Raw genomic sequence first — 25,804 nt, 5'->3', positions numbered from 1 at the left:
GAAAGTCTGTCCACACTGTTTGTAGAAGGGACGGTGGAGGAAATGAAAAAACAAGTTATTGCTTATCTTCTTCTATTATTAATTGGTGCACAGTTACTTGTGCAGTTTGGATATATGAAAGCTGATGCGAAAGGGCCTTCAGTTATTCCGAAAGAGGCCGTTCGATTACGGATTTTAGCAAATAGTGATTCAGATAAAGACCAGGCGTTAAAGCGTAAAGTGCGTGATGAAGTAAAAGCACAAATTGATGGATGGGTAGCTGATTTAACTTCATTTGAAGAGGCACGCAAGGTCATTCAAAGTCATATTCCAGAAATCGAAAAAACAGTAGCAAATACGTTGAAAAAAGAAGGAAGTAAAGATTCATTTCAAGTGAAATTCAGTAAAAATGTAAAGTTTCCTACAAAGGTATATGGGAATTTTATTTATCCGGCAGGGGAATATGAAGCAGTCTTAATTACAATTGGGGAAGGTGAAGGGGCAAACTGGTGGTGTGTACTATTTCCACCGATGTGTTTCTTAGATTTTTCAAGTGGTACAGCTGTAAGGAAAGAAGAACATGTTGTGAAGGCTGAATCTCCTGAAGAGGAGCAAGTGAAACAAATAGATGATGAAGAAGTAGTAAATGCAGAAGAGAAAAAAGGAGATGAGGTGAAGGAAAAGAAAGTTGTAAAGCAGGAAGTCGCAAAAAAAGTAACAGCTTCTGAAAAGAAAGTAGTAAAAAATGAAACGAAAGTAGAAGAACAACCTGTAAGTAAAGAGGAAACAAAAACTGTGGAAAAAGTGGAGAAACCTGTGGAACAAAAACAAGAAAAGCGAAATGAGTATGTAAAAGTAGAGGAGGAAGAAGAAAAGCCGGAAGTTAAGTTATTTATTGTAGAAGCTTTTACATCTTTATTCTCTAAATAGTACTATTTGTAAATCCCTTCTCATATATAAAAAAGAGGAGGGATTTATTATGAAGAAGGTATATTTTGCGACGAAGGCAGATGTGGAAAGATTGCATTCTTTTTTCGGACAAGCTAATAAAAAAGATGATAAAATAAATGAGTTGTACGCGCAGTTTATGATTTTGGAAGAGGCGGAAGAAATACGGGCAGTCATTGGATATGAACAAAGTGAAGAAAACGCACTGATTCGTTCTTGTTTATTCACACCTAATGTGGATAAACAGACTTTCTTATATTTTTTTGAAATGTTTTTGCAGTATATGAAAGAAAAAAATATTCGACAATTGTACTTACTAACAAATCATCCACAATCTATAACGATCTTTCAGTTTTTTGACTTTGTTACGATAGAGAAAGAGAACGTACCAGAGGGAATTCGACAGTTAGAACACTTTTGTAAAAATATAAAAGAGCCAAATGCAATAATACTAAATTGTCAGCTATTCACAAAGTTATCCACGGATTAATTAGGTTTATCCACATTTTGTGGATAAACCTTGTTTGTCTTTTGGATAAATCTCATAGTAAACTAAAAATAGACAAGTATTTCAGGGTAGAAAAGGACGTGGGAAAAAATGCATACAAATATGTGGGTTGTGGATAATGTTGTGGAAAGAAAAAAATATTATCCACAGTTACAAGAAGCAGCAAAATTATTAAGGGAAAATGAGGCGATTGCCTTCCCTACAGAAACGGTATATGGACTAGGTGCAAACGCGATGAATGATGAAGCGATTGCGAAAATTTTTGAGGCGAAAGGAAGACCGAGTGATAATCCACTTATTGTCCACATCGGTACAAAATCGCAGTTAGATGGGATTGTGAAGGAAATTCCGCCAGTTGCAGAAACGTTAATGGAGCATTTTTGGCCGGGCCCTTTAACAATTATTTTACCTAGAAAAGAAGGAATTTCAGAGAAGGTAACGGCAGGACTTAATACGGTTGGAGTAAGAATGCCTGATCATCCAGTAGCCCTTGCTCTTATTGAAGAGGCAAATGTACCTGTTGCAGCACCTAGTGCAAATCGTTCAGGTCGTCCAAGTCCGACGTTAGCATCTCACGTATATGAAGATTTAAATGAGAAAATCGCAGGTATTGTAGATGGTGGTGCAACCGGAGTAGGTGTTGAATCGACTGTAATTGATTGTACGAGCGCTGTTCCAACGATATTACGCCCAGGTGGGATTACGAAAGAACAATTAGAATCGGTAATCGGCACGGTTTCTTTAGATCCGGCTTTAAAGGATGAGAAGGAAAAACCGAAATCACCTGGAATGAAATATACACATTATGCACCGAAAGCGCCGCTAAGTATTGTTGAAGGTTCACGTGAATTTATTCAACGCCTTGCGGATGAGAAGAAGGAAGAAGGATTCAAAGTCGGTGTATTAACGACAGAAGAGTATCAGCACGTATATAACGCGGATGTTGTATTGTCTTGTGGTGTTCGAAGCGATTTAGCTAGCGTTGCGACTAAATTATATGATGTACTTAGAACGTTTGATGCAAGTGAAGTGGATGTTATTTTTAGTGAATCATTCCCGAATGAAGGAATAGGGAATGCTATTATGAATCGATTAACAAAAGCGGCAGGACATCAAATTATTACCGAATGATAAGGTACGATTAGCAAACAGAATATTTCTCCTCGGATAAGCATATTTTGAAGTAGCACGTCCGAGGAGGGACATGAATGACGTTTGAACAGCTAATACCTTTAATAATTATGGCATTCGCCTTAGGGATGGATGCGTTCTCGGTAAGTCTTGGGATGGGAATGATGACCTTAAAGATAAGACAAATCCTGTATATCGGTGTGACGATAGGGATATTTCATATTATCATGCCATTTATAGGGATGGTATTAGGTCGTTTTTTATCAGAACAGTATGGAGACATTGCACATTTTGCTGGTGCTATTTTATTAATCGGATTAGGATTTTATATTGTATATTCATCTATCTTGGAGAATGAAGAGACTCGAACGGCCCCTATTGGAATTAGTTTATTCGTATTTGCATTTGGGGTTAGTATAGACAGTTTTTCAGTAGGTCTTAGTCTTGGTATTTATGGGGCGCAGACAATTATTACGATATTACTTTTTGGATTTGTTAGTATGTTATTAGCGTGGATTGGTCTATTCATTGGGAGACATGCGAAAGATATGCTCGGTACATATGGCGAGATAGTAGGTGGTATCATTTTGGTTGGATTTGGATTATATCTCCTTTTTCCTATATAATTTTAGGGGGAGGGCGTTATGAACAAGTTATTGGAATGGTATATTCGATTTGTAACTTTTTTTCCGAGATGGTTACGACTGCTTATTATTTGGGGTATTATTTTACAAATTTCAGTTTTAGGTTGGATTAAATTAATTCGCGAATGATAGGATAGTTCCTTTCTGTGCATAGTTTTGTTTGTACTATACTGATTGCGCTAAAAAATTACAATATAGAAAGGATGAGATGGATGACGAGGTTGAAGCAAGTTTTTGGTGTTATTATTAGTTTTTTTGTTTTTTGGTTTAGTATGCTCGGTGTACAAATGTTTGCTGAGTTTTTAGATATTGAGTCATTGAAGTTTGTTGCGGGGAAAACGGAGGCAGCGCGTGCTTTTTATTCTCCATACCCGTTTTTAATTGTTTTTCTTATTACATTGCTTTCCCTTTACTTCTTCGTAATTAAGCTTGGGAAACCGAAAAAAGAGAAAGTACCTACTTTAGAGGAGCAGAAAGAAGAGATATAAGGGGGATACTATGTCTAACATTTCTTTGGCAGAAGCTGTAAAATTAAAAAGTGTATTATCGAAAAGAATACATGAATTAGAAGAAGAGATGAACCAAATTGGATTTGTTGAAATTGAAAAAGGTGATATACTTCCAAAACAGACGCGTACATTGGTACAAGTTGAACAGGAACTTGATGAAGTTCGCGCTGATTTTCGTCTTTTAGATAAATTAATGTATGAAGCAAATATCCGAAATGAAGTGAATTTCAACGGAGAGAATATAACGATTGTTGAAGCGATAGAACTTGCAACGCAGTTACGTGCAAAAGCTCGAAAGTGTAAAGAGTTTGGCGTGAGTAAGAAAGAAGAACATGTATATTCTTACGGTGAAACATCATCGCTTGTAAAAGTAGCCATGTTTGATCCAGAAGTATATCGTGTAAAAGGTTTAGAGTTAGAGAGACAAGCTAATAGGTTATCTAACTTAATTAATGCGAAAAACTATGCCATTGAACTAGACTTTGATGGTGAAAAATACTTTTAAACCTTGAAGTGGTGAGACTCTGCTTCAAGGCATAGAAGAAGACCACTTTTGTAAAAATGAGATTTGTGATGGCCAAAGGACAACCAATCATCCAATAACCGATCACACTGTTACTTTTTACCGATGACCAATAATGGTAAAAGAGGTCGATGACCAATACTGAAAAATTATTTTTCTTCTTCTATGAAAGGGGTGTACCAAATTAATTTGGTACACCTTTTTATATTATTGTTACTTCCATTCTGAGGGGACGCTTCCTATCCAGTTCCAGTGGCCAGATCTTCGCATCTAAGAACCTTAACTGGTCAGAGCTGAACGAGTCGCCTCCACTTTTAGCTATTATCCAGCTCCAGCGGCTAGAATCTCCGGCCATTTCACTCTCTCGCTCGAAGCAAAAAGCGCTTCAAGGTCGAGAGTTCTAATGTCCTGCGATTCTGAGCGAGCCGCTTCCGCTTTTAAACTGGCCTCACTAATTCAAATTGTTCTCCTAGTTTTGCGTAGTTGTGTCCTGCTAGGCGGCTTACTGGTTTTAGTCCTTCTGCATGAATGCGTCCATTTTCGTATAGGTGGTCTGCGACGTGGAAACGAACGACGCGTCCGATTAGTAGATCGCAAGCCGGTGAGTCTTCTGTTCCGCCGAGAGGGATTGCGCGTTCTAGTACGCATTCCATTCGAATATTTGCTTCTTTTACACCTGGAACGGAGATGACATCACTTTCAATTGGTGTTAATTTTGCTAGTTCAATTTCACTTTCATTTGGAGGGAGATTAGCTGCTGTTTCGTTAATTGCCGCTACGTATGATTCATCAGAGATATGTACGACAAATTCCCCTTTTTCAATTGCGTTTCGGGAAGTGTCCTTTCTTTCTCCAGCTTTTCGTTGTACAGAAACTGAAATAAGTGGTGGATTTGCAGCAACGATGTTGAAGTAACTATATGGTGCGCCGTTTAATACGCCGTCTTTTGTTACAGAAGTAACAAATGCGACAGGGCGTGGGATGATACTTCCCGTTAATAATTTGTAATTCTCTTTTTCCGATTGTTCATTTGGATTAATGGATAACATGATTGAAATCCCCTTTCTAAATATGACGACTTATTGTTTGTTTACAAGATGTTAGTGGAAAACTCCTGCTGAAAATAATATTTTTATTACATAAAAAGAACTTACTTCAACCACAATGAAGTAAGTTCCACCTAAATAATCTCGAATTCAAGATAAAAATTATAGTAAAACGTATGCGCCAGGACCGATTAAAGCTACACCGATAGCAACAGCGATTAACATTAAGTTATATTCATATCCATTTTGAGTTACCCAGTAACCGTTTTTTCCATGAACAGTGAATATCGCCATTAACATTGTTCCAACGATAAATAATGAACCGATTGCAGTGAAAATACCTGATGCGAATAAGAAACCACCTAATAATTCAGTTGCGCCAGCCATAAATGCCATAAATACACCAGGGCGTAAACCGATTGATTCCATCCAGCCACCTGTTCCTTTTAAACCGTAACCGCCGAACCAACCAAATAATTTTTGAGCACCATGACCCATGAATGTAATACCTATAATAAGACGAATAATAAGAAGACCGAAATCCATCATTTTTGAAAACCTCCTAAAAGTTATTAACTTACCTTACGTAAGTAATAATAAAATAGTTACTTACTTTAGTCAAGTGGATTTCGAAAAAAGTTTGAAAAAAATTTTACAAATTAACAACAAAAAATAAAATGTAGTAAAGACCTCTAGACAAGTTGGGTAAAAAAAGAGAAAATATAAGTAGAAGTTAACTTCTTATTGTTATTCAGACAATCAGAATTGACTGGAATTTTGTGAGACGCTACAATAAGAGTCTAGTAGTAATGACGTAATTTATTTCGAAAGCGTTTTTACAGTATAATATTCGAAGTATGAGGTCTTACGTTTATTCTGATCTTTAATAGAGATTGCCCTATAAACTTTTAGGTAAATTATAAGGAGGACTATCCTATGTTTAAAAAATTATTCGGTCTTGGTTCAAAAACAAATGAAGAAACAATCGTAGCTCCATTAACTGGAGCAGTGAAAAATATTGAAGAAGTACCAGATCCAGTATTCGCTGGTCGTATGATGGGTGACGGTGTTGCAATCGATCCTACTGAAGGTGTAGTTGTATCTCCAGTTGATGGCGAAATCGTACAATTATTCCACACGAAACATGCAATTGGAATTAAAGCGAAAAACGGTACAGAAATTTTAATCCACGTTGGATTAGAAACTGTAAAAATGGAAGGTGAAGGTTTCGAAGCTCACGTTTCTGAAGGACAAGCTGTAAAAGCTGGAGATAAATTAATCTCATTCGACTTAGAATTAATTCGTGAAAAAGCGAAAAGCACAATTACTCCAATCGTTATTACAAACACAGATGCAGCTGAGTCTATTAAGACAACTGTAGGTGTAACTGCTACAAAAGGTTCAACAGAAGTAATGAAAGTTACAATGAAATAATTATCACATGAAAGGAATCCGTTTCGTATGAAATGGATTCCTTATTTTGTTTTGTAGTCTGTTCCTTATATATGGTAAAATACTTTGGGCACTTGGAAATAGGGTTTCACATATATGTGGATAAGGCGCATTTTTCTTAGAAAAAATATAAGAGAAATGCGCCTTTCGTATATTCACATTTCTTTTGTTCTATTGTAATGTACGCTATGATAAAAGGAAGGAAATAGAGAAAAGGGGTGGGTTTAGATGAAACGAGTATTATTTGTTTGCACTGGAAATACATGCCGTAGTCCGATGGCTGAGGCGTTACTGCGCCATTATGGAGAAGGTAAGTTTGAAGTGCAATCTGCTGGTGTTTTCGCCTATCCTGGAAGTGATGCGTCGGTACATGCAAAAGAAGCTTTAGCTGAAAAGGGAATTGCAATCGATCATGCTTCACAGCAGGTAAACGAAGCCTTAATTGATTGGGCAGATATTATAGTAACAATGACGGAAAACCATAAGGAAATTATCCTTGGGCATTATCCGAGTGTTGAAGGGAAAGTAGATACATTATATGGACTAACTGAGGGGATGAGTAAGGATATTTCAGATCCATTCGGCGGATCTCTCTCTATTTATAAAGAAACATTAGAAGAGATGGAAAAACTTGTACAAACTTTACTGAAAAAACATTCAGAAGGTTGATGTTTCGTGTATAATACGATATTGGAGATCACTTCGTCCCATTAAAGGATTAAGTGAGAATGAAGATAATGGATTGAAACTTTGGAGGGGTAAAAATGAAAGTAGTAGTAGCATCTGATCACGGCGGTATGAATATCCGTAAAGAACTTGTAAGTTTATTAGAAGAGTTAAATATTGAATATATTGATTTAGGTTGTGAATGTGAAGCTGGTTCTGTTGATTACCCTGATTTTGCGTTTCCAGCAGCGGAAATGGTAGCAAATGGCGAAGTAGATCGTGGTATTTTAGTTTGTGGGACAGGCATCGGTATGTCAATTGCTGCAAACAAAGTAAATGGTATTCGTTGTGCGTTAGTTCATGATACTTTCAGTGCGAGAGCAACGAGAGAGCATAACGATACAAACATGTTAGCAATGGGCGAGCGTGTAATTGGTGCTGGTCTAGCACGTGACATCGCAAAAATTTGGTTAACAACTGAATTTGAAGGCGGCCGTCACGAAAACCGCGTAGGAAAAATTAAAACATACGAAGCAAAGTAATAGATTCTAACTAGAAGCAGTAGGAAATATAATTTGGTGAACCAACCTGTGAAAGGAAGAGGCGTAATGACAGAAATCGTAAAGGTAAGAGAACAGCTACAAATTTCGCTTTCTGATTTCCAAGAACAAGCTTCATTACAAAGTGGTCAAATTTTTGTAGTGGGGTGTAGTACGAGCGAAGTGCTAGGAGAAAGAATTGGGACATCAGGAACGATGGAAGTAGCAGAGGCGATTTTTTCTGAGTTAAAACAATTTCAAGAACAAACAGGTATTGAGTTGGCGTTTCAATGTTGTGAGCATTTAAACCGTGCTTTAGTAGTTGAGAAAGAGTTGGCGATGAAATATCAATTTGAAATTGTAACAGTTACGCCTGTTAGATCAGCAGGTGGTGCATTAGCAACATATGCTTATCACAATTTGAAAGATCCGGTAGTAATTGAGTTTATTAAAGCAGATGCGGGAATGGATATTGGTGATACATTTATCGGTATGCATTTAAAGCACGTAGCTGTTCCGGTTCGTACTAGTGTGAAGGAAATTGGAAGTGCACATGTAACGATGGCAACAACACGTGGAAAGCTAATTGGTGGAGCACGTGCTGTTTATGCGGCGAAGGAAGAGACTATCACTTGCCGTTAAAGTTATGAATAAGGTATGTTGTCTGACTTTATTATAGAAGAAAGAAAAGACCGATTTTCGGTCTTTTTTTTCTTTTATGATATAGAAAGTCATGTTAGAATGTAGTTGAAAACATGAAGGTTCGAAAGAATTACAACCTGAATTTTCGTTTTTTCTGAATAAATAAGAAAAAACTGTTGGGAATCGATGTAATTCGTTCAGAAAAGGGGGATTTTGGTGGATCATTTAAAACGTCAAGATGAAAAGGTATTTGCTGCAATTGAGGCAGAACTAGGAAGACAGCGTTCGAAGATTGAGTTAATTGCTTCGGAAAACTTCGTAAGTGAAGCAGTAATGGAGGCGCAAGGTTCTGTTTTAACGAATAAGTATGCTGAAGGATATCCTGGGAAACGTTACTATGGTGGTTGTGAACATGTAGACGTAGTAGAAGATATCGCACGTGATCGCGTGAAAGAAATTTTCGGCGCAGAGCACGTAAATGTTCAACCGCATTCTGGTGCACAAGCGAACATGGCAGTATACTTCACGATTTTAGAGCAAGGCGATACAGTACTTGGTATGAATTTATCTCATGGTGGTCACTTAACACACGGAAGCCCTGTTAACTTCAGTGGAGTACAATATAATTTCGTAGAGTATGGCGTGGATGCTGAATCTCACCGTATTAATTACGATGATGTATTAGCAAAAGCGAAAGAACATAAACCAAAATTAATCGTTGCAGGTGCAAGTGCATACCCTCGTGTTATCGATTTCAAACGATTCCGTGAGATTGCAGATGAAGTGGGCGCATACTTAATGGTTGATATGGCACATATCGCAGGTTTAGTAGCGGCTGGTTTACATCCAAATCCAGTGCCACATGCACATTTCGTTACAACAACAACACATAAAACATTACGTGGTCCACGTGGTGGTATGATTTTATGTGAAGAGCAATTTGCAAAACAAATTGATAAATCAATCTTCCCTGGTATTCAAGGTGGTCCACTTATGCACGTAATCGCTGCAAAAGCTGTTGCGTTTGGTGAAGCACTTCAAGATGATTTCAAAACATATGCACAAAATATCATTAACAATGCGAACCGCTTAGCTGAAGGTCTTCAAAAAGAAGGACTTACACTTGTTTCTGGTGGAACAGACAATCACTTAATCCTAATTGATGTTCGTAACCTAGAAATCACAGGTAAAGTAGCAGAGCACGTATTGGACGAAGTTGGTATTACAGTGAACAAAAATACAATTCCATTTGAAACAGCAAGCCCATTTGTAACAAGTGGTGTACGTATCGGTACAGCAGCTGTAACATCTCGTGGTTTCGGTTTAGAAGAAATGGATGAAATTGCGTCACTTATTGCTTACACATTAAAAAATCATGAAAATGAAGCTGCATTAGAAGAAGCACGTAAGCGTGTAGAAGCGTTAACGAGCAAATTCCCAATGTACACAGATCTATAATAGATTGAAGAAGGCTGCTGAGACATAATTGTTTTAGCAGTCTTTTTTGTGGACATATATTGTTCTTTAAGTATGTATACAAATGATGAATAAATTTTGGCGATATAATGAAGGATACAGCTCCCATAATTGGTAAAGATACTAGATAGATTCATCGGAAATCATGACTTTTCCAAATTTGCCCTTGAATATTAGTAGCGTTTTCTTTACAATCGTAAATAGTGTAAAAAAGCGTGCAAACGCATGAATATCATCTAAAGGAGAGATTCACATGGGAAAACTGTATGTATTTGATCACCCGTTAATTCAACATAAGATTACATATATTCGCGACAAGAATACAGGTACGAAAGATTTTCGTGAATTAGTGGACGAAGTAGCAAGCTTAATGGCTTTTGAAATTACTCGCGACCTTCCACTTAAAGACATTGAAATTGAGACGCCTGTAAGCAAAGCGACAACAAAAGTGATCGCTGGTAAAAAACTTGGTTTAATTCCGATTTTACGTGCAGGTTTAGGAATGGTTGATGGAATTCTGAAATTAATTCCAGCAGCAAAAGTAGGACACGTTGGCTTATACCGCGACCCTAAAACATTGCAACCGGTAGAATACTATGTGAAACTTCCAACGGATGTAGAAGAGCGTGACTTTATCGTACTAGATCCGATGCTAGCAACAGGTGGTTCTGCAGCTGAAGCAATTAACTCTCTGAAAAAGCGCGGCGCAAAACAAATTAAATTAATGTGTATCGTTGCAGCTCCAGAAGGAGTAAAAGTAGTACAAGAAGAACATCCTGATGTTGATATTTATGTAGCAGCATTAGATGAGAAATTAAATGACCACGGATATGTAGTACCAGGTCTTGGTGATGCTGGTGACCGTTTATTCGGAACGAAGTAAGACAACTGACGAGCAGGGGGATTCCTCAGCTCGTCTTTTTTTGATGTAAGCAAGTAGGGGGAGGGGAGAGGATAAATATACATAGTATATACAACATAAGTTGCATACACATCACATATAATATAGAAGTCTTACGTCTAAAGAGCACTATATTATGGAAGGAAAGCGTTATATCGTAAAAATATAATAGTGACAAACTTGTGAACATTTCCTTCTATTATAAAGAGAAAACTGTTAGAAATTGCATATCTCTAACCAGTATTTAGAAGGGGAACGTTTTCATTTTTGGGAGGAAATGACTAATACTCAAATTTTTTGATTTTTTACGATTTCTCGTTGACACTGTTAATACCCTATTGTATGCTAACAACGGGGATAGATGGTAGGGCTTTCAGTGACAAAAATACATCTATTCCGTGACGAAAATGTAAACTTTTTATTTTGTATAGGATTTATGCAAAAAAATGAGTTATTATTAACACATCGTGAATGAGGGTTACATATTGGAGGGATGAATCCTTGCAAAAAAACGATCGCAGCCATATAAAAGCTTATGCTTTAATGTCAGGTATTCTTGCTCAGTTAGTCGGTTCTATTCTTGTTGGGATCTTTGGTGGGCAGTGGATTGATAATAAGGTTGGAACGTTTCCATTGTTTCTTATTATAGGGTTATTACTCGGATTAGGAACAGGGGTATACGCAATGATTCGACTCATTCGACATTACTATTCGGGAGAGCAATGATGATAGACGTACATGGACTTGTCCAAAGACAAAAGAAATATATGTACTACTTGCTTGCGCTTCTAGTGCTAGGATGGGGATTCACCTCTTACAAGGATGTATTTCTTGGACTGATTATCGGGACGATTTTCAGTTTTCTTAGTTTGCGCATCATTGCACGTAGAACAGACAAGCTGTTGGATCGCGTGACAAATGGAGAAAACGTGAAGTTTAAGGCGACAGCGGTAAGTACATATTCAAGATTCGCCACGATTGGGTTATTAATTTTATTTGCAGCCAAATATCAAGAGTTAATTGCGATGTGGGGCTTAGGTGTAGGATTGCTGACAGGATACCTTGTCATGATCATAGATTTTCTTTATTTAGAGTATAAGAGCAGGGAAGAGAGGTGAATTACTAGTGGAACACGGTAAATTAGTTGAATTTCTAGGTTTAACGTTCGATTTGTCATCAGTTATGATGGTTACTGTAGCAGCAGTTATTGTTTTCTTAATCGCTGTTATCGGAACTCGCAGCTTAGCCCTTCGCCCAACAGGAATGCAAAACTTCATGGAATGGGTGTTTGACTTCGTGAAAGGGATTATCAATAGTACGATGGACTGGAAAACAGGTGGACGTTTCTTAACGCTTGGCGTTACGCTTATCATGTTTATCATCGTATCGAACTTCCTTGGTTTACCATTCATGTATTCAGCAACTGAAGCTGGTGAACATATTGCATGGTGGAGATCACCAACGTCTGATCCAGCAGTTACATTAACATTAGCCGTGATGGTAGTTACCCTCACCCATTATTATGGAATTAAGATGAAGGGTACGAAAGAATACGTAAAAGGTTATTTCCAACCTATGAAATTCTTATTCCCATTAAAGGTTATTGAGGAGTTTGCTAACACATTAACGTTAGGTCTTCGTTTATTTGGTAACATTTATGCAGGTGAGATCTTATTAGGATTACTTGCTAAGTTGGGCGGAGCATCATTCCTTGGAGCATTAGGTGCACTTGTACCGATGTTAGCATGGATGGGATTCAGTGTATTCGTTGGATCAATCCAAGCATTTATTTTCGTTATGTTAACGATGGTTTATATGGCTCATAAAGTAAGTCATGACCATTAATATAATTTAAGTAAGAAAAAATTTATTTTTTTATAATACAAAGGAGGACAAATTAAATGAGTTTAGGTGTAATCGCAGCTGCAATTGCAATTGGTTTATCAGCATTAGGTGCAGGTATTGGTAACGGTCTTATCGTATCACGTACAATCGAAGGTGTTGCTCGTCAACCAGAATTAAAAGGCGCACTTCAAACAATTATGTTCATCGGGGTTGCTTTAGTTGAGGCACTTCCAATCATCGGTGTAGTTATTGCATTCATCGTAATGAACAAATAAGGGAGACTCCCCTTACATAGATGGCGAAGAGTGTTTTTCCGAACTTTCTTCGCCATTGCTTTATGAACGAAACGTATGTCTTTTTTTTTCATATGATCAATTTAGATATTTTGAAGGGAGTGAATCCTTGTGCCAACTTTATTATTAGGGGCTGCCATTCCATTTGGAACGATTGCTTATACATTGTTCATTTTCTTACTTCTATTAGTAATGCTACGCAAATTCGCGTGGGGTCCTTTAATGGGGATTATGAAAGAACGTGAAGAGCATGTTACTAATGAAATCGACGCTGCAGAAAGAAGTAACGCTGAAGCGAAGAAGTTAGTAGAAGAACAACGTGAAATGTTAAAACAATCACGTGTTGAAGCACAAGAGTTAATCGAAAGAGCGAAAAAACAAGCTGTAGATCAAAAAGATGCTATTGTTGCTGCTGCGAAAGAAGAAGCAGAATCAATTAAAGCATCTGCTGTACAAGAAATTCAACGCGAAAAAGAGCAAGCGATTGCTGCTTTACAAGAACAAGTTGCTTCTTTATCTGTTCAAATTGCTTCTAAAGTAATTGAAAAAGAATTAAAAGAAGAAGATCAAGTGAAGTTAATTCGCGATTATATTAAAGAAGTAGGAGAAGCGCGATGAGCAATGGGATTGTAGCAAAACGTTATGCTGTCGCTCTTTTTAAAATTGCTAAAGAAAAACACGTATTAGAAATGTTTGAAGAGGAATTACGCCTTGTACAAAACGTTTATGTAAAGAACGGAGAACTACATAGCTTTTTAACGCAACCGAACATTTCAAAGGAACAAAAGAAAACGTTTCTTGCAAACGTATTCGGGTCTGTTTCTGAATCTATTTTAAATACGTTATACATTTTAATTGATAACAAGCGCATTGATATCTTACCTGAAATTGCAGATGAATATGTTGTTCTTGCTAATGAAGAACGTAACGTAGCGGACGCAACTGTATATTCTACTCGTCTTCTATCAGAAGAAGAGAAGCTTAACATTGCAGAAGCATTTGCAAAGAGAACAGGAAAAGATGCAATTCGCGTAAAAAATGTTGTAGATGAAGATTTACTAGGCGGCATTAAAGTACGTATTGGAAATCGCATTTATGACGGAAGTTTACAAGGAAAATTAGCACGTATTCAGCGTGAATTAATGAAGAATAGATAGGGGTGAAGCACATGAGCATCAGAGCTGAAGAAATTAGCGCACTGATAAAGCAACAAATCGAGAACTATCAGTCTGAAATCGAAGTTAGTGATGTTGGTACAGTTATCCAAGTTGGTGACGGTATCGCGCGTGCTCATGGTCTTGATAACGTTATGGCTGGTGAACTTGTAGAGTTCTCTAACGGCGTTATGGGACTAGCACAAAATTTAGAGGAAAACAACGTAGGTATTATCATTTTAGGACCTTACACAGAAATCCGTGAAGGTGACGAAGTTCGTCGTACTGGTCGCATCATGCAAGTACCAGTAGGAAAAGAACTAATTGGTCGTGTTGTAAACCCATTAGGTCAACCAGTTGATGGTTTAGGCCCAATCAATACAACAAACACTCGTCCAATCGAAAGTCCAGCACCAGGTGTAATGGATCGTAAATCTGTTCATGAGCCACTTCAAACAGGTATTAAAGCGATCGACGCTCTTGTACCAATTGGCCGTGGTCAACGTGAGTTAATCATCGGTGACCGTCAAACAGGTAAAACAGCAGTTGCACTAGATACAATCATTAACCAAAAAGATGAAGATATGATTTGTATTTATGTAGCTATCGGACAAAAAGAATCAACTGTACGTAACGTAGTAGAAACACTACGTAAGCATGGTGCATTAGAGTACACAATCGTTGTAACTGCATCTGCTTCTCAACCAGCTCCATTATTATACCTAGCTCCTTACGCTGGTGTAACAATGGGTGAAGAGTTCATGTACAATGGTAAACACGTATTAGTAGTATATGATGACTTATCAAAACAAGCAGCAGCTTACCGTGAGCTGTCATTACTATTACGTCGTCCTCCAGGTCGTGAAGCTTACCCAGGGGATGTATTCTACTTACATTCTCGCTTATTAGAGCGTGCAGCAAAATTAAGTGATGCAAAAGGCGGCGGTTCTTTAACTGCACTACCTTTCATCGAAACACAAGCAGGGGACGTATCAGCTTACATCCCAACAAACGTAATCTCGATTACGGATGGACAAATCTTCTTACAATCTGACCTATTCTTCTCTGGCGTACGTCCAGCGATCGATGCGGGTACTTCTGTATCTCGTGTAGGTGGATCTGCTCAGATTAAAGCAATGAGTAAAGTATCAGGTACACTTCGTCTTGACCTTGCATCTTACCGTGAGTTAGAGGCGTTCGCTCAGTTCGGTTCTGACCTAGATAAAGCAACTCAAGCGAAACTAAACCGTGGTGCTCGTACTGTTGAGGTATTAAAACAAGGATTACACAAACCGTTACGTGTAGAGAAACAAGTTATCATTCTTTACGCTTTAACACGTGGATTCCTAGATGATATCCCAGTAGTAGATATCACTCGTTTCGAAGAAGAATTCCATGCTTGGTTAGATTCTAATGCGACTGACTTATTAGAAGAAATCCGCACAACTAAGAAACTTGCGGATGACGACAAATTTGCAGCAGCAATTAATGGATTTAAAAAAGTATTCGTAGCTTCTGAATAATAAATAAAAGCGGAAGCGGCTCGTCCTGAATGTGAGGGGGATGGAGCTTCTGACGAAGAGGCGGTCTTTGCCTCGTAGGAAGAAGTGAAGCCACCGAGCATTCAAGCCGCTGGAGCTAGATAATATAAAGGCATCTCGGGCTTTGGGATTGCCGACGGTTGTGAAAGGAAAAGAGTAGGTGCACCTATTCTTTTCCTTCAATCATGAGCAAGAATATCTTGCAACGTAGATTAGGAAGAGGATTCTTACTAATCGTGCCAACTTCCGGAAAAAAGGTGGTGAAAACCTGTGGCATCTTTACGCGATATAAAAGCGAAGATTAACTCGACAAAGAAAACGAGTCAAATTACGAAAGCGATGGAGATGGTATCTGCATCTAAGTTAAACCGTGCAGAGCAAAATGCTAAATCTTTCGTTCCGTATATGGAAAAGATTCAAGAAGTAGTAGCGAGCATTGCGCAAGGAAGTAAAGGAATTAATCATCCAATGCTAAATGCGCGTCCTGTAAAGCGTACAGGATACATCGTTATTACATCTGATCGCGGACTAGCAGGTGGTTATAACAGTAACGTATTACGTACAGTAAGTAACGTAATTCGTGAACGTCATAATATGGATTCAAACCAATATTCAATTATTGTGCTTGGACGACTAGGACGTGATTATTTAAAACGTCGCGGCTTTAACATCATTGATGAAGTAGTTGGATTATCTGATCACCCATCATTCACTGATATTAAAGACCTTGCTTCTCGAGCAATTGCGATGTTCGCAGATGGTGCTTATGATGAGCTGTATATTTACTACAACCATTACGTAAGTAAAATTTCACAAGAAGTAACGGAAAATAAAATTTTACCGCTTACTGATGTGGCGTCTGATAAACCGACGACAGCTTATGAATTCGAACCTTCTGAAGAAGAAATTTTAAAAGTACTATTGCCACAATACGCAGAAAGCTTAGTGTACGGTGCATTACTAGACGGTAAAGCAAGTGAGCACGCAGCGCGTATGACAGCAATGAAGAGTGCTACAGACAACGCAATGGAAGTTATCGATTCACTTACACTTTCATTCAACCGTGCGCGTCAGGCAGCGATTACGCAAGAAATTACGGAAATCGTTGGTGGAGCAGCAGCGTTAGAGTAGTAATAAAAAGCGTAGGTGGCTTGTCCAGAAGGGGAGGGCATTGGAACTCCTGACAAAGAGGCGTTCTTTGCCTCGTAGGAAGGAGTGAAATGGCCGACCCTTCTAGCCACCGGAGCTCGATTCAATAAAAAGCGGAAGCGGCTCATTCAAAAGAGCCGCGTAAGCTTATAAACCAATAAAAAATTAAAAGCTAGCTGCTCGTAGAAAGTTGGCTAATTAAAAGAAAGCTAGGAGGGAACCCGATGAATAAAGGGCGCGTTACGCAAATCATGGGTCCGGTTGTAGACGTTAAGTTTGATGGCGGAAAGCTACCAGAAATCTACAACGCCCTTACGGTAAAACAGAGCAACGAAAACGGTGAACTTAACTTAACATTTGAAGTTGCACTTCATTTAGGTGATGATACAGTTCGTACAGTTGCGATGTCTTCCACAGATGGACTTGTTCGTGGCACAGAAGTAGAAGATACTGGTAAAGCAATCTCTGTACCAGTTGGTGATGCAACACTTGGTCGCGTATTTAACGTATTAGGTGATGCTATTGACTTAGATGGTGAGGTTCCTGCGGATGTACGCCGTGATCCAATTCACCGTCAAGCACCTGCATTCGAAGAGTTATCTACTAAAGTAGAAATTCTTGAAACTGGTATTAAAGTAGTAGACTTACTTGCTCCTTACATTAAGGGTGGTAAGATCGGTCTATTCGGTGGTGCCGGTGTAGGTAAAACAGTATTAATTCAGGAGTTAATCAACAACATCGCACAAGAGCACGGTGGTATCTCTGTATTCGCTGGTGTAGGTGAGCGTACTCGTGAGGGTAATGACTTATACCACGAAATGAGCGATTCTGGCGTAATTAAGAAAACTGCGATGGTATTCGGACAAATGAACGAGCCACCTGGAGCACGTCAACGTGTTGCATTAACAGGCTTAACAATGGCTGAATATTTCCGTGATGAGCAAGGACAAGACGTACTTCTGTTCATCGATAATATCTTCCGTTTCACGCAAGCAGGTTCTGAAGTATCTGCCCTTCTTGGCCGTATGCCATCTGCGGTAGGTTACCAACCAACACTTGCAACAGAAATGGGTCAATTACAAGAGCGTATTACATCTACAAATAAAGGGTCTATCACGTCTATCCAAGCGGTATATGTACCAGCCGATGACTATACTGACCCAGCACCAGCTACAACGTTCGCTCACTTAGATGCAACAACAAACTTAGAGCGTCGTTTAACACAAATGGGTATTTACCCAGCCGTAGATCCATTAGCATCTACATCTCGTGCACTTTCTCCAGAAATCGTAGGAGAAGAGCATTATGAAGTGGCTCGTCAAGTACAGCAAACTTTACAACGTTACAAAGAGCTTCAAGATATCATCGCTATCTTAGGTATGGATGAGTTATCTGAAGAAGATAAGTTAGTTGTACATCGTGCTCGTCGTATTCAATTCTTCTTATCTCAAAACTTCCACGTAGCGGAGCAGTTTACAGGTCAAAAAGGTTCTTACGTACCTGTAAAAGACACAGTTCGTGGTTTCAAAGAAATTCTAGAAGGAAAATATGATGACCTTCCAGAAGATGCATTCCGCTTAGTTGGTGGCATTGAAGAAGTTATTGAAAACGCGAAGAAAATGATGGCGTAAGGCCTTAGGAGGGACGAAGTATGAAGACATTTCCAGTCAGTATTGTAACTCCTGATGGACCGGTTTACGAAAAAGAAGTAGAAATGGTAAGTGTAAAAGCAGAGAGTGGGGAAATGGGGATTTTACCAGGTCACATTCCAACTGTTGCACCATTAAAAATTAGTGCAGTTCGTCTGAAAAATGGTGGACACACTGATTATGTAGCAGTAAGTGGTGGCTTTATCGAAGTTCGTCCAGATAAAGTAACTGTATTATCATCATCTGCTGAAGAAGCAAACCATATCGATATCCATCGTGCAAATGAAGCGAAGCGTCGTGCTGAGCAACGTCTGCAAGATAAACAAGCACATGTTGACTTTAAACGTGCAGAAATGGCATTACAACGTGCTGTGAACCGTTTAAACGTTTCCGATATGAAATAAAAATTCGTAAAGGCTTTGCCTTTACGGATTTTTTTATGGATTTTATGGATAATTTTACAAAAATGGTATAATTATATCAGTGCTCGTATAAGTAGAGAATGTACAACAATTTATAAAGGAGATGAATAAATGATTGGTGAAATGAAACGAGAAGCATTGCAATCTTTAAAAGGAAAATGGGGACTAGGTGTTGGATCAACGATTTTATATCATATTATAAGTTATGTCGTTTCAATGGCTGTAATGCTTATACTATTAATTCCAGTAGTTATAATAGTTCTTTTATTGTCTATTTCAACTGGTTCCATTGAAGAAGACACGATGGCAATTGGAGCTGCTATTACGTTTGGGCTTTTTTACTGCCTTATGATAATTTTAAGTTATGCGGCTTATGGCATTACCTCATACGGTTATACAAATTTGTTTCTACAAATAAGTAAACGAGAAGATGCTAGAGTTGATTATTTATTTGAAGGGTTTCGTGGTTTTAAAAGAATGATGAAAACAATGTGGGCTATGCTTGCAATTTTGTTATATACAGGTACATGGGTTCCAATGCTAGGAACGATTGTATGTGGAATATTAGGATTCTTTGATGAGAGTGCAAACCCATCATTCATAATCGTTTTCTTTGTTTTATTAGCTATTTCGTTTGTTGTAATGGCTATTTTGTATTTTTCATATTCGATGACATATTATGTGATGGTTGAAAAACCAGAATATAGTGTTTCGCAGGCAATGAAAGAAAGTAAGAATCTGATGAAGGGGCACAAATTAGATCTATTTCTTTTATGGCTAAGCTTTATCGGTTGGGCTATTTTAGCGATTTTTACACTTGGAATAGGTTTTCTATGGCTTAGTCCGTATGTGAGTACAACGACAGCGCATTTTTATCGCTACATTTCAAAGGGTGAATTGCAGTAGGAATATGCTATACTAATAGAATTATTGTGTATAGGAGGCGAGGCTAAACATGATTAGTGATTTAAAAGGAGAAGCACTGGACTCATTAGAAGGGAAATGGGGATTAGCTGTCGGGGCAACATTACTGATTTCGATTCTTCTTACGACCTTTAGTTTTAGTATTGAGTGGGTATTTTCTTCAATTTTTGATTGGAAAGAAACGAAAAATTCAATTTCAATAAATATCATTACATTTTTTGTTACTGGGCCTTTAACTTTAGGTGGATATTATCTTGCTTTAAATATCCTTCGTGAAAAGCAAGCTAGTATCGGTAATGTGTTCATTTGGTTTTCAGAGGGAAAGAGATTTTTAAAATCATTTTTATTATATTTATTAGTAAATTTTTATCTTTTCTTATGGACGTTACTGTTCATTATCCCAGGCATTATTAAATCATTTTCTTATGCGATGACGTACTTTATAATAAATGATCACCCTGAGTATTCTATAAATCAAGCGATTACAGAAAGCCGTCGTATGATGGATGGGCATAAGATGGAGTATTTCATTTTATGTCTGAGCTTTATTGGTTGGTTTATATTAAGTTGTATTACACTCGGGATTGGATTCTTATGGCTAATTCCATATTTTTATACGACGTCAGCAGCCTTTTATGAAGAGATTGCAGAGGAATATTACGAGAAAACAATTCCGACACTATAAAGTGGGGCATCCCACATTGATGATTCGTTTTATAAAACACCCAGTATGAGCTATTGATTCATACTGGGTGTTTTTTGTAGAAATTTTATAAATTGATGACTAGTAAGTGGTTTGCTGAAATAGTAACCTTGCATATATTTACAGTTGTTCTTTTGTAGAAACTTAAGTTGTTTTTCTGTTTCAATTCCTTCAGCAACGACAGATAGGTTTAACGTATTTGCAAGAGAAAGGATAGTGGAAACGATGGCCCTTTCTTCAGGGCGATGATCGGCGAGTTGTGTAAATTCTCTCGGTACTTTTAATGTATCAATAGGGAAAATGGATAAATAAGCAAGAGAAGAATAGCCGGTTCCGAAGTCATCAATGGACGTTTGAATACCATATTCCTTTAATTGCTTTAGCTTGGATAACGTTTCTTTTTCATCGATCATTGCAATTCGTTCTGTTAACTCAAGTGTTACATCTTTTGGATCGACTTTAACGTCTGTTATTATTTGTAAAATGTTCTCAATTAAATTATTTTGCTGGAACTCTTTAGCTGATAAGTTAACACTTATTTTTAAATCTTTGTAGCCAAAAGTATGCCATATTTTTAGCTGACGACAAGATTCATTTAATACCCAATGACCAAGTGGAATGACTTGGGGAGTTTCCTCTACAATTGGAATGAACTCACATGGCGGAATGTCACCTAGGAGTGGGTGTTTCCAGCGTAGCAATGCTTCGGCACCAATGATCTTTTTCTTCGTAATATCAATTTGTGGTTGATAGACGAGATAAAATTCTTCGTTTACTAAAGCGAGTGGTAAATCTTTTTCAATTCGAGCTTTTCGTTCCATTTTTTTATACAATTCTTTCGTGTACAGAGAGCTACCATTTTTCCCTTTATTTTTTGCTTCGTACATGGCCATATCAGCATGTTGTAAAATCGATAACGGATCTTCACCTGCTTCAGGGTATATTGCTATCCCGATGCTAGGTGAGATTTGTAAATGTTGATTTTCAATTTCGAATGGTTCGTTCATGGCTGCTACAATTGTATCAGCTATTTTTTTTACATCTGGCCTCTTTTTATAATTTTCGATAAGGATTGTGAACTCATCTCCAGCTAATCGGGCAAGCTTCATATTTGGTGTCGCTATACTTTCGAGTCTTTTTGCTACTGCAATTAATAGAAGGTCGCCTACCCTATGACCGAGGGTATCGTTAATAACTTTAAAGCGATCTAGGTCAAGAAACATAACAGCAAAAGGCATTTTTGATATTTTGGATCGCGCAATTGCTTGTTCTACATATTGATGAAATGCACGTCGATTTGCAAGCTCTGTTAGTGTATCATGATATGCTAGAAAATTAATTTGTTCCTGTTGTTGTTTGCTTTCCGTAATATCTTTAATCATTAAATAAACTCCAGAAATATGATCCTTTAAAAAGATAGGAACAGCTGTCACATGCAAATAGTAAATATCTCTATTTTTATGATATGCTCGTATTTCTAAAGAAATAGATTTCCCCTTTTTTACGCGATGGAAGGCATTGATGATTTCTTCCAAATCTTCTTCATACGTAAGTGAATAGTAAGGTTGATTTAATAATTCATTCGTTTGATAACCGAGTAAAGTCGTACCAGCGTTATTCACTTTAAGAAAATTACCGTATAAATCTAATGTGAAAATGGGATCTGGATGATGCTCGTATAAAGATTTAAACATTTGTTGGTTATGATATAGTTCATTTTTTTGTTCTACTAAATCTTCTGTACGCAGTTCAATTTGTTTTTCGAGTTCTGAGTTGAATTGCATTTGGGCTAATAATAATATTTTATTTTGTTTTCGAACTAAACTATGGCGAATGAGAACGAAGGAGAAAGTTATCATAAGCCCGATTACTACAATAGGTGCAAAAACATATTCGACTAATATGAAAACAATAAGCATTACGACAGAAATATAAGGTAATGATAATCTGATCGCTTCCCCAAGTTTAGGTGTTAATAGCACTTGTTCTTGTTTTTCAGGTTCTTTTGTATGAAGAATACAGGCGATTGCTACTAGCACTAAAGTTACTTGATAGAGAGGAGTAATTGTAAACATAGAATATTCGGGCGTGAAGTATTTGATATAAGCATAAATCGCATCTGTAGTCGCATACAAAATTAAAGCACTACCAAGGAGCGCACCGACTTTTTTCGGTAATAAGGAAAGTGGTTTGAATAAAAGGTTAATTCCTATGAGAAAAAAGAGTAAATCGGTCATTGGATAGGTAAGTTGAACAAATATGTCGATATAGGATGTTGAAGAAATGTAAATGGTTCGTTCAATAAGTAAGTAGTAACTTAAAGTGAACTGTGCTGTAACAATAATACAAATATCACATATCATAAAAAGCTTTTCTAATAAATCTCGGTTATAAATGATTTCATATAGAAAGGCAAATGCAAAGCTAATTAAAAAAAGTAGATAAAAAAAATCAGACGGATCAACGAATGTATAGTAGTCCTTTAAAATTAAACGTTGATAGGCAACGATGATATCACCAATGAAATAAGAGAGGGTTCCAACACATAAAATGGTCCAAAATAAACGAGGTAACCCTTCTTTCATGTTTGAAAAATAAAGTATATAACTACAAGCGATAACATCAATGAATAATGTACTCATACCAATTAATATTTGAAAAGGAAATGAGTATTCATATAGAAAAGGCATTGTCACGTAATGAATCATTATAGACAACAATATAATGCTTATAAGAATGCTTACATGTGTTTGTTTTTTCATTTATCTCACCCACGGTATATACATATAAATTCCTCTTTTTATTTTTTATAGTTTCTATACTTATTTTGCACAGGTATAGCGAGTTATAAAAATAGATTTTAATAATTCTCGTTTCTGTCCCCAACATATCGACATGGGAATTTGAAGTTTGCTATAATGATTAAAATAGTTGCATTATTTAGAAAAATTTAAAAATAATAATTACTGCAACTAGGACATATTGTTTACTAAGTGAACTTGTTCTTAATTTAGGGGGGAGGGTTTCACAATGGCAAGTGTATATGAAAATAGTTATATGATCGTTTTGATTTTCTTGCTATTAGGCATATTGCTTCCGGTAGTGGCTCTTACATTAGGAAGGATGCTGCGCCCGAGTAAACCAAGTGCAGCGAAAGCGACGACGTATGAGAGTGGGATTGAGCCTTTTCATGATGCAAATATTCGGTTTCATGCTCGTTACTATATTTTTGCTTTATTGTTTGTCATCTTTGATGTAGAAACTTTATTTTTATATCCATGGGCTGTTGCATATGACAAGCTCGGTTTATTTGCACTGATTGAAATGTTCATTTTTGTTGTAATGTTGCTAGTTGGGTTAGCGTATGCTTGGAAAAAGAAGGTGTTACAATGGTTATAAATTTTGAGGAATTACATCCAAATGAGCGAGCGGAATTAGAACGAAATATCTTTTTTTCTACATTGGAACAGTTGAAGGGATGGGCGCGAAGTAATTCTTTATGGCCAATGACATTTGGACTGGCATGTTGCGCAATTGAAATGATGGGAGTAGGTTCATCACATTATGATTTAGATCGATTTGGGTCATTTTTTCGGACTTCACCAAGGCAATCGGACGTTATGATTGTGTCGGGAACGGTAACGAAGAAGATGGCTCCTATTGTTCGGCGCTTATATGATCAAATGCCTGAACCGAAATGGGTTATTGCAATGGGATCTTGTGCGACAGCAGGGGGTCCGTATGTAAATTCATATGCTGTTGTAAAAGGTGTAGATCAAATTGTACCAGTTGACGTGTATATCCCTGGTTGCCCACCAAATCCCGCTGCTTTAATTTATGGCATTAATAAATTAAAAGAAAAAATTCGTTACGAGGCAAAGACGGGGAAGCAGGTGACGAATAAATGAGTGATCCAAACAAAGATTTAGAGGATTTGAAAAGAGAAGCGGCTAGGCGTGCGAAAGAAGAGGCGAGAAAGCGTCTCGTTGCGAAACATAATGCGGAAATAAGTAAACTTGAGGAAGAAAATCAAGAAAAAGAGAAAGCGCTATCAAAAAATGATGGTATGACTGTGGAAGAAGCGAAACACCGTGCTGCAGCAGCCGCAAAAGCGAAAGCGGCGGCGTTAGCAAAACAAAAAGGAGAAGGAATAGAAGAAGAAAAGGCCAAGGCGAAAGCAAAGGCAGCAGCGGCCGCAAAAGCAAAAGCGGCGGCGCTAGCAAAACAAAAAAGAGAAGGAATGGAAGAAGGAACAGAAGAAGAAAAGGCAAAAGCAAAGGCGAAGGCAGCAGCAGCCGCAAAAGCGAAAGCGGCGGCGTTAGCAAAACAAAAAAGAGAAGGAACAGAAGAAGTGACGGAAGAGGAAAGAGCCAAAGCAAAGGCGAAGGCGGCAGCAGCCGCAAAAGTGAAAGCGTCGGCGTTAGCAAAACAAAAAAGAGAAGGAATGGAAGAAGTAACAGAAGAAGAAAAGGCCAAGGCGAAAGCGAAGGCTGTGGCGGCCGCAAAGGCAAAAGCAGCGGCGCTAGCAAAGCAGAAAGCTTCGCAAGGTGATGGGGATTCGGGAGATGAAAAGGCGAAGGCAATTGCAGCAGCGAAGGCGAAAGCGGCAGCGGCTGCAAGGGCGAAGATGGAGGGTGCTGAAGGTAAGAAGGAAGAGGAAGCGAAGCAGGAAGAGCCATCCGTGAATCAACCGTATTTAAATCAGTATGTTGAAGTTATTAAGGGAAAAGTAGGAGAGGATGCTTTAGTAGATTGCTACATTAATAAACTTTCCAAAGATGTACCAACTCTTGTAGTGGAGCCCTCAAAATATTATGAAGTAATGGAGTTACTGCGATCCCATGAGGAACTCGCATTTGATTATATGTCAGAGTTACATGCGACGGATTTTGTGACACATATGGAAGTGTATGTTCATTTATTTTCATATGGAAAGAAACAGTCAGTAGCGGTGAAGGTGAAGCTGGATCGGGAAGCGCCGCAAGTAGAATCGGTGACAGCGCTTTGGAAAGGGGCGGACTGGCCAGAGCGGGAAGCGTATGATTTGCTCGGCATTGTATTTAAGGGACATCCGAATTTATCGCGTATTTTAATGCCCGATGATTGGATAGGTCATCCGCTTAGAAAAGATTATGAACCGTATGATGTGGAGGTGTAGCT

The 25,804-nt window shown here is 37.9% G+C and carries 32 protein-coding genes; 29 read left to right on the top strand and 3 right to left on the bottom strand.

The annotated features are described in order from the left end of the window. Positions 1–42: 42 nt before the first annotated feature. The 7 genes from spoIIR (at position 43) to ACTFRN_RS15495 (ending at position 4,224) form a co-directional block, all read left to right on the top strand. Positions 43–909, top strand: a complete 867-nt coding sequence (gene spoIIR / locus ACTFRN_RS15525) for a stage II sporulation protein R (RefSeq protein ID WP_041184559.1) — start codon at positions 43–45, stop codon at positions 907–909. Positions 910–958: 49 nt separating this feature from the next. Continuing rightward, positions 959–1,417, top strand: coding sequence for a mechanosensitive ion channel protein (locus tag ACTFRN_RS15520; protein ID WP_000758435.1), 459 nt, complete (start codon positions 959–961; stop codon positions 1,415–1,417). Positions 1,418–1,525: 108 nt separating this feature from the next. Further along, complete coding sequence (locus ACTFRN_RS15515) at positions 1,526–2,566, top strand: L-threonylcarbamoyladenylate synthase (protein ID WP_000557348.1); 1,041 nt, start codon at positions 1,526–1,528, stop codon at positions 2,564–2,566. Between the two features lie 77 nt (positions 2,567–2,643). Continuing rightward, a complete protein-coding gene (locus ACTFRN_RS15510; protein WP_000142479.1) occupies positions 2,644–3,192 on the top strand; it encodes a manganese efflux pump MntP in 549 nt (182 codons plus the stop codon). Positions 3,193–3,210: 18 nt separating this feature from the next. Then, on the top strand, positions 3,211–3,339 hold the full coding sequence (locus ACTFRN_RS15505) for a hypothetical protein (RefSeq protein ID WP_001037627.1): 129 nt from the start codon (positions 3,211–3,213) through the stop codon (positions 3,337–3,339). 83 nt (positions 3,340–3,422) lie between these two features. Then, positions 3,423–3,698, top strand: a complete 276-nt coding sequence (locus ACTFRN_RS15500) for a DUF3935 domain-containing protein (protein ID WP_000197488.1) — start codon at positions 3,423–3,425, stop codon at positions 3,696–3,698. 10 nt (positions 3,699–3,708) lie between these two features. Beyond that, complete coding sequence (locus ACTFRN_RS15495) at positions 3,709–4,224, top strand: hypothetical protein (RefSeq protein ID WP_049113811.1); 516 nt, start codon at positions 3,709–3,711, stop codon at positions 4,222–4,224. A gap of 455 nt (positions 4,225–4,679) precedes the next feature. Here the strand turns inward: ACTFRN_RS15495 and ACTFRN_RS15490 are convergent, their stop codons facing one another. Next, positions 4,680–5,291: a flavin reductase family protein gene (locus ACTFRN_RS15490; protein WP_014893403.1), complete on the bottom strand. Its 612-nt coding sequence runs from the start codon at positions 5,289–5,291 to the stop codon at positions 4,680–4,682. A gap of 159 nt (positions 5,292–5,450) precedes the next feature. Next, a complete protein-coding gene (locus ACTFRN_RS15485) occupies positions 5,451–5,837 on the bottom strand; it encodes a DoxX family protein (RefSeq protein WP_000968618.1) in 387 nt (128 codons plus the stop codon). Positions 5,838–6,224: 387 nt separating this feature from the next. Between ACTFRN_RS15485 and ACTFRN_RS15480 the strand changes: the two genes are divergently transcribed. From ACTFRN_RS15480 to ACTFRN_RS15390, 19 genes are all read left to right on the top strand, one after another. Then, entirely contained in the window at positions 6,225–6,722 is a 498-nt protein-coding gene (locus ACTFRN_RS15480; RefSeq protein ID WP_000473666.1) for a PTS sugar transporter subunit IIA, read from the top strand. A gap of 246 nt (positions 6,723–6,968) precedes the next feature. Beyond that, positions 6,969–7,409 carry a low molecular weight protein arginine phosphatase gene (locus ACTFRN_RS15475; protein ID WP_000832382.1) on the top strand — a complete coding sequence of 147 codons (441 nt, stop codon included), beginning with the start codon at positions 6,969–6,971 and terminating at the stop codon, positions 7,407–7,409. 95 nt (positions 7,410–7,504) lie between these two features. Then, positions 7,505–7,948, top strand: coding sequence for a ribose 5-phosphate isomerase B (gene rpiB / locus ACTFRN_RS15470; RefSeq protein ID WP_000869919.1), 444 nt, complete (start codon positions 7,505–7,507; stop codon positions 7,946–7,948). Positions 7,949–8,014: 66 nt separating this feature from the next. Continuing rightward, complete coding sequence (locus tag ACTFRN_RS15465) at positions 8,015–8,587, top strand: TIGR01440 family protein (protein WP_000136362.1); 573 nt, start codon at positions 8,015–8,017, stop codon at positions 8,585–8,587. 216 nt (positions 8,588–8,803) lie between these two features. Further along, positions 8,804–10,045 (top strand): serine hydroxymethyltransferase, encoded by a 1,242-nt coding sequence (glyA, locus tag ACTFRN_RS15460; protein ID WP_000349818.1) that lies wholly within the window; start codon positions 8,804–8,806, stop codon positions 10,043–10,045. Positions 10,046–10,316: 271 nt separating this feature from the next. Beyond that, complete coding sequence (upp, locus tag ACTFRN_RS15455; protein ID WP_000517539.1) at positions 10,317–10,946, top strand: uracil phosphoribosyltransferase; 630 nt, start codon at positions 10,317–10,319, stop codon at positions 10,944–10,946. A 379-nt stretch (positions 10,947–11,325) separates the two neighbouring features. Next, a complete protein-coding gene (locus ACTFRN_RS15450) occupies positions 11,326–11,439 on the top strand; it encodes a DUF4024 domain-containing protein (protein WP_000232961.1) in 114 nt (37 codons plus the stop codon). 26 nt (positions 11,440–11,465) lie between these two features. Further along, entirely contained in the window at positions 11,466–11,690 is a 225-nt protein-coding gene (locus ACTFRN_RS15445; protein WP_001171223.1) for an AtpZ/AtpI family protein, read from the top strand. Further along, positions 11,690–12,082 (top strand): ATP synthase subunit I, encoded by a 393-nt coding sequence (locus tag ACTFRN_RS15440; RefSeq protein ID WP_000567600.1) that lies wholly within the window; start codon positions 11,690–11,692, stop codon positions 12,080–12,082. Before ACTFRN_RS15445 ends, ACTFRN_RS15440 begins: the two co-directional genes overlap by 1 nt. 7 nt (positions 12,083–12,089) lie before the next feature. Then, a complete protein-coding gene (atpB, locus tag ACTFRN_RS15435) occupies positions 12,090–12,809 on the top strand; it encodes a F0F1 ATP synthase subunit A (RefSeq protein WP_000399870.1) in 720 nt (239 codons plus the stop codon). 56 nt (positions 12,810–12,865) lie between these two features. Beyond that, positions 12,866–13,084, top strand: a complete 219-nt coding sequence (gene atpE, locus ACTFRN_RS15430; RefSeq protein WP_000052064.1) for a F0F1 ATP synthase subunit C — start codon at positions 12,866–12,868, stop codon at positions 13,082–13,084. 129 nt (positions 13,085–13,213) lie between these two features. Next, a complete protein-coding gene (gene atpF, locus ACTFRN_RS15425) occupies positions 13,214–13,720 on the top strand; it encodes a F0F1 ATP synthase subunit B (RefSeq protein WP_001142617.1) in 507 nt (168 codons plus the stop codon). After that, complete coding sequence (atpH, locus tag ACTFRN_RS15420) at positions 13,717–14,259, top strand: F0F1 ATP synthase subunit delta (protein WP_000064683.1); 543 nt, start codon at positions 13,717–13,719, stop codon at positions 14,257–14,259. Before atpF ends, atpH begins: the two co-directional genes overlap by 4 nt. A gap of 11 nt (positions 14,260–14,270) precedes the next feature. Then, positions 14,271–15,779 (top strand): F0F1 ATP synthase subunit alpha, encoded by a 1,509-nt coding sequence (gene atpA, locus ACTFRN_RS15415; protein WP_000027518.1) that lies wholly within the window; start codon positions 14,271–14,273, stop codon positions 15,777–15,779. Positions 15,780–16,067: 288 nt separating this feature from the next. Continuing rightward, entirely contained in the window at positions 16,068–16,928 is an 861-nt protein-coding gene (gene atpG / locus ACTFRN_RS15410; RefSeq protein WP_000157696.1) for a F0F1 ATP synthase subunit gamma, read from the top strand. Between the two features lie 242 nt (positions 16,929–17,170). Beyond that, a complete protein-coding gene (gene atpD / locus ACTFRN_RS15405) occupies positions 17,171–18,577 on the top strand; it encodes a F0F1 ATP synthase subunit beta (RefSeq protein ID WP_001032591.1) in 1,407 nt (468 codons plus the stop codon). A gap of 20 nt (positions 18,578–18,597) precedes the next feature. Continuing rightward, positions 18,598–18,999 (top strand): F0F1 ATP synthase subunit epsilon, encoded by a 402-nt coding sequence (gene atpC, locus ACTFRN_RS15400; protein ID WP_000847211.1) that lies wholly within the window; start codon positions 18,598–18,600, stop codon positions 18,997–18,999. 129 nt (positions 19,000–19,128) lie between these two features. Beyond that, positions 19,129–19,923 (top strand): DUF975 family protein, encoded by a 795-nt coding sequence (locus tag ACTFRN_RS15395; RefSeq protein ID WP_000578817.1) that lies wholly within the window; start codon positions 19,129–19,131, stop codon positions 19,921–19,923. 49 nt (positions 19,924–19,972) lie between these two features. Beyond that, the gene (locus tag ACTFRN_RS15390) at positions 19,973–20,626 is read left to right on the top strand and encodes a DUF975 family protein (RefSeq protein WP_000622475.1); all 654 of its coding nucleotides are present in this window, start codon (positions 19,973–19,975) and stop codon (positions 20,624–20,626) included. A gap of 50 nt (positions 20,627–20,676) precedes the next feature. On the opposite strand, the gene ACTFRN_RS15385 is transcribed toward ACTFRN_RS15390, so the two are convergent. Beyond that, entirely contained in the window at positions 20,677–23,406 is a 2,730-nt protein-coding gene (locus ACTFRN_RS15385; RefSeq protein WP_016718998.1) for a putative bifunctional diguanylate cyclase/phosphodiesterase, read from the bottom strand. 268 nt (positions 23,407–23,674) lie between these two features. Between ACTFRN_RS15385 and nuoA the strand changes: the two genes are divergently transcribed. Genes nuoA through ACTFRN_RS15370 form a run of 3 tightly spaced genes read left to right on the top strand, consistent with a single transcriptional unit; the run spans position 23,675 to position 25,802 of the window. After that, entirely contained in the window at positions 23,675–24,043 is a 369-nt protein-coding gene (gene nuoA / locus ACTFRN_RS15380) for an NADH-quinone oxidoreductase subunit NuoA (protein ID WP_000179276.1), read from the top strand. Further along, a complete protein-coding gene (gene nuoB, locus ACTFRN_RS15375; protein ID WP_000236331.1) occupies positions 24,034–24,552 on the top strand; it encodes an NADH-quinone oxidoreductase subunit NuoB in 519 nt (172 codons plus the stop codon). Before nuoA ends, nuoB begins: the two co-directional genes overlap by 10 nt. After that, a complete protein-coding gene (locus tag ACTFRN_RS15370; protein ID WP_088106308.1) occupies positions 24,549–25,802 on the top strand; it encodes an NADH-quinone oxidoreductase subunit C in 1,254 nt (417 codons plus the stop codon). Before nuoB ends, ACTFRN_RS15370 begins: the two co-directional genes overlap by 4 nt. The last annotated feature ends 2 nt before the right edge of the window (positions 25,803–25,804 follow it).

Origin of the sequence: Bacillus cereus group sp. MYBK245-2, assembly GCF_051916145.1 — a bacterium.
Lineage (GTDB): Bacteria > Bacillota > Bacilli > Bacillales > Bacillaceae_G > Bacillus_A > Bacillus_A pacificus.
This window is presented reverse-complemented; position numbering and strand designations above follow the sequence as displayed.